The organism is Clostridium sp. K13 (assembly GCF_019734195.1).
GTDB lineage: Bacteria > Bacillota > Clostridia > Clostridiales > Clostridiaceae > Clostridium.
In genome coordinates, this window is the sequence record NZ_JAASHM010000060.1 from 1 (window position 1) to 11,537 (window position 11,537).

An 11,537-nucleotide genomic window follows, 5' to 3' on the forward strand; every position below is an offset into this window, starting at 1 on the left:
ATTCAAAGTGAAAATTTCACCGCTTCCCGGAAAAGTAATATTCCATTTTTCGTTCTCACTGTAGTTCGCAGTTTATTAATTATGTGAATTGTAGTTTTGATACATTCCCTTTTTATAGTGCTAATTAATAAGTATTTTAATTAAAAGTATACATAACTAATTATAATGTTGAATATAGTATAATATCCCAATATAATAATGAAAAATTTAATTATATAGATAAATAAAAAATTATAGAAGTAATCTAAAAGTACTAATACTAAGATTGAATTAGAAAATCTATATAATTTATTTCTTTATTAAAAGGGATGATTAAAATTAAATAAGGTTAATTAATATAAATGCTGTAAATTAATAATGAGATTTAGGAGGGAGAATTGTGAAAGGTGTAGAAGAAGTAATTAGGTATGGTTCTTTAAAAAAAGGAAAAATTTATAGAAGAGATTTGCTTGAAGGGTATATAGAAAAGTATAGGTGTATGTTAATAGAAGAGGGTGCTAAGAGAGGAATTTTATCAAGTGAATCTACTGATAACTTTAAAATAAAGAGTATTATAGAAAATGCAAGCTCAAATTTTCAAGTGGGACGAACTATAGTAAGTAATAAGTTTTTTGGTGAAGTTATAATAGTAGAAAAGGTGAGTAATATATAAAAAAGTTTTAAACGTTTACAGAAGTTGAAGTGTAGTTTATTATAAAAAGTAATAATATTCATTAAAAAGATTAATGGAATAAAATAGTGAATAAAAGTTAAATTAGTATTATAATGAAAAAGTTAAGGGGCTAAGCTTCCTTAACTTTTTTATTAAAAAATTTTGTGATATTATAATGAAATATAGCTTAGAAATGTGGTGATTAAGTGTTAGGTCTTATAGGGATAAGAAAAAATGTTGATATAAAGATAAGAGAGAGATTTGCTATTACATTAAGTAGGCAGTCTAAGGCAATAGAGGAATTAAATAAGGTATATGAAGAAGTAGTAATAATAAGTACATGTAATAGAACCGAGATTTATATTTCTGGTTGTTTAGGAACGGAAAGTGAAATAAGAAATATATTTGAAATATTAGATTGGGATATTTCACTTATAGAGTATACTTTTTATATTGGAGGTATAGCCGTAGCTAAACACTTATTAGAAGTTGTTTGTGGATTTCACTCTAAAATATTAGGTGAGGATCAGATATTAGGTCAAGTAAAATCAGCATATGAATTAAGTTTAGAGAATAAAGCTATAAATACAAAGCTTTTAAGGTTATTTGAAGAAGCAATAAGCTGTGGAAAAAGGTTTAGGACAGAAAGTAAGTTATATGAGATACCTGTTTCAGCATCATCTATTGCAGTAAATGAAGCTGAAAGCTTTGGGGCAGAGAGTGTTATGGTATTAGGATACGGTACAATAGGAAGCTTAGTTGTTAAATATGCATTAGGTAGTAAATTTAAAAAAATCTTTATTGTTGTAAGAAATAAGAGTAAAGTGCCTGATTTAAATGATAAAAGAGTAGAGGTATTGGATTTCAATGAATATAAAGAAGTTATTAATGATATAGATGCAGTTATAAGCTGTACTGCAGCTCCACATGTTGTTATTAAGGATGAATATATAAGTAAATATGGAAAAGAAATTATGTTAATTGATTTAGCTCTTCCAAGAGATATTGAAGAATCCTTAGCTGAAAATGAAAGAGTAACTTTACTAGATATAGATACAATAAGTAAATTAGATGGAAATAATAGAAAACTAAGAAATGAAAAGATGAATGAATATAAGTTTCTAATTGATAAGTATCTAAATGAATATAAAGATTGGTTAAATATTAGAGAAGTTACATATTATATACATGAAATGAAAACTACAGGAAATAGCGTTGTGGAAAGTAGAGTTAAGTCTTTTGAACATAAATGTAAGGATGATAGAGATATTGATTTAGCTACAACTTTAATAAAAAGTACATCAGATTATTATATAAATAGAGCTATAAAGTTGTTAAAGGAAGAAAAGTTAAAAGGACGTGAAAGTGAATGTCTGAATATTTTAAAGAAAATATTCATGGAGAGTTAAATTATGCACCTATAACGCTTTTTGGAGAAAAGATTAGGATTGGAGTAATAGGAGCAGGAAGAGGCGCATTAATTAAAGTAAGGAACTTTTATAATAAAGGCAGTAATATAGAGGTTTTATCCTTAGATTTTTTAGCGGATTTTTATAAATTTAATGAGAATAAAGTAAAGCTTATAAAGGGAAGTTATAATAAAGACTTTATATTAGATAAACATTTAATAATAATTGCTATTGATGATGAAAGTGTAATTAATAAAATAAAATCAGATTGTGAAGAGTTATTTAAAATATATATAAATTCATCAAAATTTAGAGAGGGGATGGGAGTAATACCTGTTACTAGAGAAAGTGAATTTATTACGGTAGCAGTTAATACTAAAGTAGGAAATCCAAGAGGATCGGTTATGGTAGCAAATTCAATTACTGAATCTCTTCAAGAATTTGATGAATATATAAACCTAACAGGTAAAATAAGAAATTGTCTAACATTAGATAAAGAAATAAAAGATGATTTATTAAAATTTATAAACTCTAGTGATTGCAAATTTTTTTATAGTAAAAATAAGATTTTAGAAGTATTTAGGTTGTTTTATAATGATGATATAGTAAGTAAGATAAAGTCCCTAAGAAAGGAAGAATGAAATTTATGGAATTAATTTTAGCAACTAGAAAAAGTTTATTAGCTCAAACCCAGACTGAAACAGTTATGAAGCTACTAAAGGATAAAGTTAATATAGATACTAAGAAACTTCTTGTAGTAACTGAAGGTGATAAGAGATTAGATGTAACCTTAGATAAGATAGGGGGAAAGGGGTTATTTACAAAGGATATTGAAATAGCATTATTAGATGGAAGAGCACATGCGGCAGTACATTCTATGAAAGATGTTCCCTATGAAATGGGAGTAGATTTTGAATTAACAGCAATGCCAGAGAGAGAAGATGTAAGAGATGTTTTAGTCTGTCAAAAGGGTGAAACACTAAAGGAGTTAAGAAAGGGCGCAATAATAGGAACTAGTAGCATAAGAAGAGCAGCTCAACTAAAGGCCTTAAGAGAAGATATAAATATTGTTCCTATTAGAGGAAATGTTGGTACAAGGCTTGATAAGATGAAAAGTGAAGGTATGGATGGAATTATATTAGCAGCTGCTGGACTAAAAAGATTAGGTATGGATGAAATAATTAGTGATTATCTAAATCCAGAAATTTTTGTACCAGCTGTATCTCAAGGCGCTTTGGGAATAGAGTGTTTAAAAAATGGTGATTATAATGATTATTTTAGAAAGTTAGATAATATAGATGTAAGAATTACGGTAGGGGCAGAAAGAAGCTTTATGAGGGAATTAAATGGTGGATGTCATAGTTTAATTGGTGCATATGCAAGGCTTCAAGGAAACGATATGTATATAATAGGAACATATGAAGTTAATGGTATAATAGTTAAAAAAGATATTTTAGGAAATAAAGAAGAATACGTTGAGTTAGGTAAAAAGTTAGCTCAAAAAATATTGAGAGCATAATAACAAAAGTATACAAAATAGTCTGAGGAAAGTAGGCGTTAATTATGAATGGAAAAGCATATATAATAGGAACTGGACCTGGAGATGAAGAGTTATTAACAGTTAAAGCTGTTAAAGTATTAGAAAAATGTACAGCTGTACTTTATGATAGATTGGTTTCTAATAATATTTTAAATTATTTAAATGAAGATTGTTTAGTATATTATTGTGGAAAAGAGCCTGGAGCTCATTATAAAACACAAGAAGAAATAAATGATATGCTTGTTAAACTTGTTAAAGAAGGACACATAGTTGGTAGAGTAAAGGGTGGAGATCCTTATGTGTTTGGAAGAGGTGGAGAAGAAGTATTATCACTTGTTAAAGAAAGCTTAGATTTTGAAGTAATACCAGGTGTAACTTCACCAATTTCTGTTTTAAATTATGCAGGAATTCCAATAACTCAAAGAGCTATAGCACAAAGTTTTCATATTGTAACAGGAATGACTAGTGCAAGTGAAAAAATAAATTGGGAAGCTTTAGCTAAGGAAAATGGAACTCTTGTTTTTATGATGGGCCTTGAAAATATAGAGAGAATAGTAGGAAATTTAATTTCTAATGGTAAAGAAAAGGATACACCTGCAGCTGTAGTAATGAGAGGTACTTCATCTAAACAAAGAAAAGTTATTGGTACTTTAGATAATATTGCAGAAAAGGCAAGAGAAGCTGGCCTTAAATCACCATGTATAATTGTCGTTGGCGAAGTTGTAGAATTAAATGAAAAACTATCTTGGTATGAAAATAAACCTTTATTTGGAACGAATATATGTATAACTAGATCTAGAGAGCAAAGTTCTAGTTTAAAGAGTGCTTTAAAAGATTTAGGAGCAGAAGTAACAGAAATAAATTCAATAAAGATTAAACCAACAAAGGAAAATTTAAAGCCATATTTAGAAAAGCTTTCAGAGTATGAGCATATTCTTTTAACATCAGTAAATGGTGTTAATCATTTCTTTGATTATTTAATAGAAGAAAATTATGATATTAGAAATTTAAAGGCTAAGTTTTCTGTAATAGGAAAGGCTACTAAAAAGGCTTTAATTAAAAGAGGAATAGTACCATTTGTAATGGCAAGAGAATTTGTTGGAGAAGGATTATTTAAAGTTTTATCACATCACTTAGTTAAAGGGGAAAAAGTTTTAATTCCTTGTTCATCAAGTAGTAGAAGTTATTTAGTTGATGAAATAAGCAGATTAGGATTAGAAGTAGATAGAGTTCATACTTATGATACTATTTGTGGAACATTAAGAAATAAAAGAGTATTTGATGAAGTTGATTATGTATTATTTACAAGTCCAAGTACAGTAACTAATATGGTTGATATGTTAGGGGTAGAGGCAGTAAGAGAAAAGAAACTTATTGCAATTGGGCCTCAAACAGCAAAGGCAATAAGAGAAAAGGATATGGAGTGTTTTATGTGTAAGAAACATTCTGAAGAAGGATTCCTTAAGGAAATAATAGAATTCAAGGAGGCAGAAAATGTTTAGAAGAGGTAGAAGACTAAGAGCAAATTCTGTAATAAGAAGTTTAGTAAGAGAAAATTCTTTGAGTGTAGATGATTTTATTTATCCTGTATTTGTAGTTGAAGGGCAAGATATAAAAAGAGAAATAAGTTCATTAAAAGGAAACTATCATTGGTCTGTTGATAGATTAAATGAATTAGTTGATGAATTAAATGAAGCTAAAGTAAAATCTGTAATATTATTTGGAATTCCAGATCATAAGGATTGTGTTGGAAGTGAAGCTTATAATGAAAATGGAATAGTTCAAAAGGCTATAAGAAAGCTAAGAGAATTAAGCACAGATTTATATATAATTACTGATGTCTGTATGTGTGAATATACTGATCATGGACATTGTGGAATATTAAATGACCATAATGTAAATAATGATAAAACATTAGTATATTTAGGAGAAATAGCATTATCACATGCTAAGGCAGGGGCAGATATGGTTGCTCCTTCTGATATGATGGATGGAAGAATAGCATATATAAGAGAAGTTTTAGATAAAAATGGTTATGAAAGCTTACCTATAATGAGTTATGCAGCTAAATATTCATCAGCATTTTATGGGCCATTTAGAGAAGCAGCAGGATCAGCACCAAGCTTTGGCGATAGAAAAGGCTATCAAATGGATCCTGCAAATTCTAGAGAAGCAATGGCTGAAATAGAAGCAGATTTAAATGAGGGTGCAGATGTAATAATGGTTAAACCTGCAATGTCTTATCTTGATATAGTAAAAGAAGCTAGAGAAAAAATAAATGTACCTATTTGTGTATATAACGTTAGTGGTGAATATGCAATGGTAAAAAATGCAGGAGAAGCAGGATTAATAAATGAAAAATTAGTAGCACTTGAAATGCTTTTATCAATGAAAAGAGCTGGTGCTAAAATGATAATAACTTATTATGCATTAGAAGCAGCAAAGTGGCTTAAGGAGGAAAATTAATATGTCTAACCAACAAATTTTTGATGAATCAAAAAAATATATGCCTGGTGGAGTTAATTCACCTGTAAGAGCTTATAGAGATATGGGGATAGACCCTCCAGTTATGAAATCTGGAAAAGGTGTAATAATAAAAGATGAAGATGGAAATGAATATATAGATTTTGTTTTAGCATGGGGACCAATGTTATTAGGACATTGCAATGAACAAGTTGTAACTGCTATTAAAGAAATTTCTGAAAGTGCTATAGCTTTTGGGGCACCAACAGAATTAGAGTTACAAATGAGTAGATTCTTATGTGAAGAAATGGATAATGTAGAAATGGTTAGGTTTGTTAACTCAGGTACAGAAGCTACAATGAGTGCAATAAAGCTTGCTAGAGGATATACAGGAAAAAATAAAATAATAAAATTTGCAGGTTGCTATCATGGACATTTTGATGGTTTCTTAGTTGAAGCGGGATCAGGAGTATTAACTGAAGGAATAGCAGGATGTTTAGGAATACCTAATGATAGTATAAAAAATACTTTAGTTGGTGTATATAATGATATGGATCAAGTAAGATCTCTATTTGAGGCATATGGTGATGATATTGCTGCAGTTATTATTGAGCCAGTTGCAGGAAATATGGGAGTAGTTAAGGCTGAAAATGAGTTTATGGAAACTTTAAGAGTATTATGTGATGAATATGGTTCATTATTAATATTTGATGAAGTTATGAGTGGATTTAGAGTAGCATATAAAGGGGCTCAAAGCTTATTTAATGTAAAGCCAGATTTAATTACTTACGCTAAAATAATAGGTGGAGGTCTTCCATGTGGTGTATATGGCGGAAGACGTGATATAATGGAAAAATTATCGCCACTTGGTGGAGTGTATCAAGCAGGAACTATGTCAGGTAACCCAGTAGTAATGGCAGCAGGAATATCAACACTTAATATACTTAAAGAAAATCAAGATATATATGAGCATATAGAGAAAAGTGGTGAAAAGCTTCAAAAGGGAATTGAAGATATAGCAAGGGAAAAGGGAATAAAACTAACAGTTAATAGAGTTGGTGGAATGATGACAGTATTCTTTACTGATAGAAATCCAGTAAGAAGCTATGATGATGCAAAGAGCTGTGATTTAGAAATGTTTAAAAAATATTTCTTACATATGTTAAAGAATGGATTTAATATACCACAATCACAATTTGAGTCAATGTTTTTAAGTGCAGTTCATACAGAAGAACATATTGATAGATTCTTAGAAGTGTTTAAACAATTAGAAGTTTAGAATTTTAAATCTTAACTAAAGTATGGGGGGATATTATTTTATGAGTAAAGCAATAGTTTTAGTGGCTTTTGGAAGCGCAAATTTAGAGGGGATTAAAAAAAGTATAGGTCTTTTAGAAAAGGACTTAGATAAGTGTTTTGGAGAAGAGTATACAATAATTAAAGCTTTTACATCTAATAGAATTATAGACCTTTTAAAGGAAAGGCATGATTATGTTATACCCCATTTAAGTAAGGCATTATTTAATTTAGTTAATCATGGATATGAAGAGGTAATTATACAGCCACTACATATAATGAGTGGGAGAGAAAAGAAACAAATTGAAGAAATAGTAAATGAGTATAAGTATTCAATGGAAAAGCTAGTAATTAGTAAAACTTTATTTACTGATGATGATAACAAATTAAATCAAGAGGGGTATGAAATTGCAGATATAATTTGTGAGAATAGTAACAATAATGATATTTTATTAGTTGGGCATGGATCAAAAAAAAGTTCTAATAAACTATATAATGTAATTGAGAATGCAGTTAAGAAAATTAGTAATAAAAGGGTTTATATGGCTACATTAGAAGGTGAACAAACAATAGATAATGTAATTGAAAATATAGTACATGATGAAGTAAATAGTTTGTTGATAAAGCCATTGTTTATAATTCCTGGAAAACATGTTATATCAGATATATCTAGTGGAGATGGATCATGGATGGAGATGTTAAGGGAGAAAAATATTAATATTACTATAAATGAAAATTCTCTTTTACAATATGAAAAAATAAGAAAGCTTTATATAAAAAATATTATAGAAGCTATTAAAAAATAAATAATTATTAATAACTATATTAAATGTTTGATAAATTTGAGGATTCTTTTTAGAATCCTTTTATTTATTAAAAAAGTAAACCTTTATTATTATTAATTTGATGGAATTTTAAATAATGGGGTTTTTTGTTTGAAAAATGTGAAGAAAAGTTGTATTATATATAATTGTGATAAAAAAAATACAAAGATTAATAAATTAGGTAGAGGTGTCGAAATGTACAAGAGAGAAATTGACAATTTAGCTCACTCTGCAGAAGTTAAAATTGGCTTATTTAATAAAAGTATAGCTAAATATTTAACATCTGCTTTCCTTGGAAGCTTCTTTGTAAGCTTAGGAATTATGTTAATTTATGCAATTGGTGGAACAATGCATCATGCAGGAATTGAAATCTATAAAATATTAATGGGAGCATGTTTTGGTGTTGCATTAAGCTTAGTTTTCATGTGTGGTGGAGATTTATTTACTAGTAATGCAATGATAATGACTGTAGGAGCTTTAGAAAAGAAAGTATCTTGGTTAGATGCATTAAAAATTTGGGTTGCAGTTTGGGTTGGTAACTTAATAGGTGGTGTTGTAGGGGCATTACTATATGTACAAGCTGGTCTTGCAAGCGGTAAAAGTTCATACATTGGAGAATTTATAGTAAGCAATGTTGCTACAAAAATGAATACTCCAGGAATGGAATTATTTTTAAGAGGGTTATTATGTAATGTTTTAGTTTGTCTTGCAACTTGGATGTGTTATAAACTAAAAGAAGAAACTGCTAAGATATTAATGATTTGGTGGTGCTTATTTACATTTATAACTGCTGGATTTGAACATAGTGTAGCTAATATGGGATTCCTTGCAATGGGATTAATGCTACCACATGGTGCAGATGTTACTATTATGGGAATGGCTCATAACTTACTTTGGGTTTCATTAGGAAACTTTGTAGGTGGGGTATTATTTGTTGGTTTACCATATTACTTTATAACAAAAGAAAAGAAAAATTCTTAATATAGAAAAAAAGGAACTAATTTAATTGTAGTTCCTTTTTCTATATAAAAAACATTTAAATAAAAAAAATTAAAGTTGAGTAAAATAGTAAGAAATGATATTGACAAATAATAATTATTAGAAGATAATAAACATAGATAAAAAATATCATTTAAACGGAGGATAAAAAAATGAAAGCATTTGTAGATCAAAACGTATGTATAAGCTGTGGATTATGTGAGGGAGTATGTTCTGATGTGTTCTCATTAGATACAGGAGTTGCAGAAGCTATAGAAGGTGAAATATCAGCAGAATTAGAAGATGCTACAAGAGAAGCTTGTGATGGATGTCCTGTACAAGCTATTTCAATAGAAGAATAATTTAAATTATTCAATACAATATAAAGATAAAGGAGATGAAAATATGTCAAACGTATGTCTATGTAGAGGAGTTTCAGAAGAGAAAATAGTTGAAGCTGTAAAAAATGGAGCTACTTCTTTTGAAGAAGTTAAGGAAGAAACTGGTGCAGGTGCTGGTGGATGCCGTGGCGGAAGATGTAAATGTAACATCGAAATGATAATCGAAAAAAATAAGTAATACTTAATAAATAAGGGTAACATCAATATACTTAATGTATTTGATGTTACCCTTATTTTATTGAATATAAAAAAGTTATTATTTAACTTTATAAATCCAACCTTCTGGAGCTTCAACATCTCCAAATTGAATTCCACAAAGAATTCTATAAAGTTCTTTAGTGATTGGGCCAACTTCTGTTTCGCTATAGAAAACATGAAGTTTATTTTGGTACTCAATTCCACCAATAGGAGTAATTACAGCAGCTGTACCACAAGCTCCAGCTTCTTTGAAATCATCAAGGGAATCTATAGGAACTTCTCTTTCATATACAGGCATATTTAAATATTTTTCTGCTATTTCCATTAGTGAGTATTTTGTTATACTTGGTAATACTGATGGTGATGCTGGTGTAACAAACTCATTATTCTTTGTAATTCCAAAGAAGTTTGCAGCACCTACTTCTTCAATATTAGTTCTTGTTGCTGGATCTAAGTAAATACAGTCAGCAAAACCTCTATCTGCAGCTATTTTATGTGGATGCATTGAAGCTGCATAATTACCACCAACTTTTTGGCCACCAGTTCCATGAGGAGCAGCTCTATCATAATCAGCAATCATGAAGTTGCAAGGTGTCATTCCACCTTTAAAATATGCACCAACAGGTAAACAGAATACACAGAAGATGTACTCTGGAGCAGGTTTAACACCAATATTATCTCCAACACCAATAACAAAAGGTCTTAAGTATAAAGTACCGCCTGTACCATAAGGAGGAACATAATGTTCATTAGCTTTTACAACTTGCATACATGCATCTATAAATTTTTCTTCAGGAATTTCAGGCATAAGTAGTTTAGTAAGACTGTTGTTAAGTCTTGCAGCGTTTCTATTAGGTCTGAAAAGTTGAATATCTCCATTCTTAGTTCTATAAGCCTTTAAGCCTTCAAAGCATTGTTGTCCATAGTGAAGGGCACAAGAAGCTTCACTTATTGTAAGCATATTATCTTCTGTTAAATGTCCTTCATCCCAACTTCCATTTTTCCAAGTTGAAATATAACGGAAATCAGTTTTGATGTACTCGAACCCCAAGTTATTCCAATCGATATTTACTGTTTTGTTCATTTAAATCGCCCCTTTATTTTTAAGCTATATCTATATGTTGTTTTCTTAATTATTTATTTTACCACTAATGGAAAAAATCTTAAACATAAAAATAATGAATTTATAATAAAAAATATTAACTGATATAAAAAATTATTAATCTATAGTATAATATTGATTAAATGGTAAAAATATCATTAATATATTGAGTGTAGATTTAGGAGGTAAAATAATGAAGAGAGAAGTTATTCACACTAATAATGCACCAGGTGCAATAGGACCATATTCTCAAGGAATTATTGTTGGAGATTTTGTTTATACATCAGGGCAAATCCCAATAAATCCAGCAACAGGAGAAATGGAAACTAATATAAAGCTTGCAACTAAACAATCAATGGAAAACGTTAAAGCAATTTTAGAAGCTGCAGGAACATCTTTAGAAAATGTAGTAAAAACAAGTATTTTCTTAAAGGATTTAAATGATTTTACTGCTGTTAATGAGGTTTACGGAACATACTTTACTGAAAATCCACCAGCAAGAAGTTGTGTTCAAGTAGCAAAATTACCTAAAGATGCAGTTATAGAAATAGAAGCTATAGCTACTAAATAATATTAAAAAATAATAATTATTAATAAAATGAACTGCCCCCCGTCAAGTAGACAGGGTAAATAATAAAAAATTATGATGCTAAGGTATGACTCCTATATTCAAG

General features: G+C 29.3%; 13 protein-coding genes. 12 read left to right on the forward strand and 1 reads right to left on the reverse strand.

The features are described 5' to 3' along the window. Positions 1-379: 379 nt before the first annotated feature. The 11 genes from HCG76_RS18155 to HCG76_RS18205 all read left to right on the forward strand — a co-directional run bounded on the left by HCG76_RS18155 (position 380) and on the right by HCG76_RS18205 (position 9,741). A complete protein-coding gene (locus HCG76_RS18155) occupies positions 380-652 on the forward strand; it encodes a hypothetical protein (RefSeq protein ID WP_221701670.1) in 273 nt (90 codons plus the stop codon). Between the two features lie 206 nt (positions 653-858). Further along, positions 859-2,061, forward strand: coding sequence for a glutamyl-tRNA reductase (gene hemA / locus HCG76_RS18160; protein ID WP_221701671.1), 1,203 nt, complete (start codon positions 859-861; stop codon positions 2,059-2,061). Beyond that, positions 2,022-2,702 carry an NAD(P)-dependent oxidoreductase gene (locus HCG76_RS18165; RefSeq protein WP_221701672.1) on the forward strand — a complete coding sequence of 227 codons (681 nt, stop codon included), beginning with the start codon at positions 2,022-2,024 and terminating at the stop codon, positions 2,700-2,702. The genes hemA and HCG76_RS18165 overlap by 40 nt, the downstream gene beginning before the upstream one ends. A gap of 5 nt (positions 2,703-2,707) precedes the next feature. Next, positions 2,708-3,580, forward strand: a complete 873-nt coding sequence (gene hemC / locus HCG76_RS18170) for a hydroxymethylbilane synthase (protein ID WP_221701673.1) — start codon at positions 2,708-2,710, stop codon at positions 3,578-3,580. Positions 3,581-3,624: 44 nt separating this feature from the next. Beyond that, positions 3,625-5,103 (forward strand): uroporphyrinogen-III C-methyltransferase, encoded by a 1,479-nt coding sequence (gene cobA / locus HCG76_RS18175; RefSeq protein ID WP_221701674.1) that lies wholly within the window; start codon positions 3,625-3,627, stop codon positions 5,101-5,103. Beyond that, positions 5,096-6,067, forward strand: coding sequence for a porphobilinogen synthase (gene hemB / locus HCG76_RS18180; protein WP_221701675.1), 972 nt, complete (start codon positions 5,096-5,098; stop codon positions 6,065-6,067). The genes cobA and hemB overlap by 8 nt, the downstream gene beginning before the upstream one ends. A 1-nt stretch (position 6,068) precedes the next feature. Next, complete coding sequence (gene hemL / locus HCG76_RS18185; protein ID WP_221701676.1) at positions 6,069-7,343, forward strand: glutamate-1-semialdehyde 2,1-aminomutase; 1,275 nt, start codon at positions 6,069-6,071, stop codon at positions 7,341-7,343. A 40-nt stretch (positions 7,344-7,383) separates the two neighbouring features. Next, entirely contained in the window at positions 7,384-8,166 is a 783-nt protein-coding gene (locus HCG76_RS18190; RefSeq protein ID WP_221701677.1) for a sirohydrochlorin cobaltochelatase, read from the forward strand. A gap of 213 nt (positions 8,167-8,379) precedes the next feature. Continuing rightward, positions 8,380-9,165 carry a formate/nitrite transporter family protein gene (locus HCG76_RS18195; RefSeq protein WP_221701681.1) on the forward strand — a complete coding sequence of 262 codons (786 nt, stop codon included), beginning with the start codon at positions 8,380-8,382 and terminating at the stop codon, positions 9,163-9,165. Positions 9,166-9,335: 170 nt separating this feature from the next. Continuing rightward, the gene (locus tag HCG76_RS18200) at positions 9,336-9,524 is read left to right on the forward strand and encodes a ferredoxin (protein WP_195988195.1); all 189 of its coding nucleotides are present in this window, start codon (positions 9,336-9,338) and stop codon (positions 9,522-9,524) included. A 43-nt stretch (positions 9,525-9,567) separates the two neighbouring features. Continuing rightward, complete coding sequence (locus HCG76_RS18205) at positions 9,568-9,741, forward strand: (2Fe-2S)-binding protein (protein ID WP_221701678.1); 174 nt, start codon at positions 9,568-9,570, stop codon at positions 9,739-9,741. 78 nt (positions 9,742-9,819) lie between these two features. On the opposite strand, the gene HCG76_RS18210 is transcribed toward HCG76_RS18205, so the two are convergent. Further along, the gene (locus tag HCG76_RS18210; RefSeq protein ID WP_221701679.1) at positions 9,820-10,845 is read right to left on the reverse strand and encodes a branched-chain amino acid aminotransferase; all 1,026 of its coding nucleotides are present in this window, start codon (positions 10,843-10,845) and stop codon (positions 9,820-9,822) included. Positions 10,846-11,056: 211 nt separating this feature from the next. Here HCG76_RS18210 and HCG76_RS18215 point away from each other — a divergent pair, with 211 nt between their 5' ends. Continuing rightward, positions 11,057-11,434: a RidA family protein gene (locus HCG76_RS18215; RefSeq protein ID WP_221701680.1), complete on the forward strand. Its 378-nt coding sequence runs from the start codon at positions 11,057-11,059 to the stop codon at positions 11,432-11,434. The last annotated feature ends 103 nt before the right edge of the window (positions 11,435-11,537 follow it).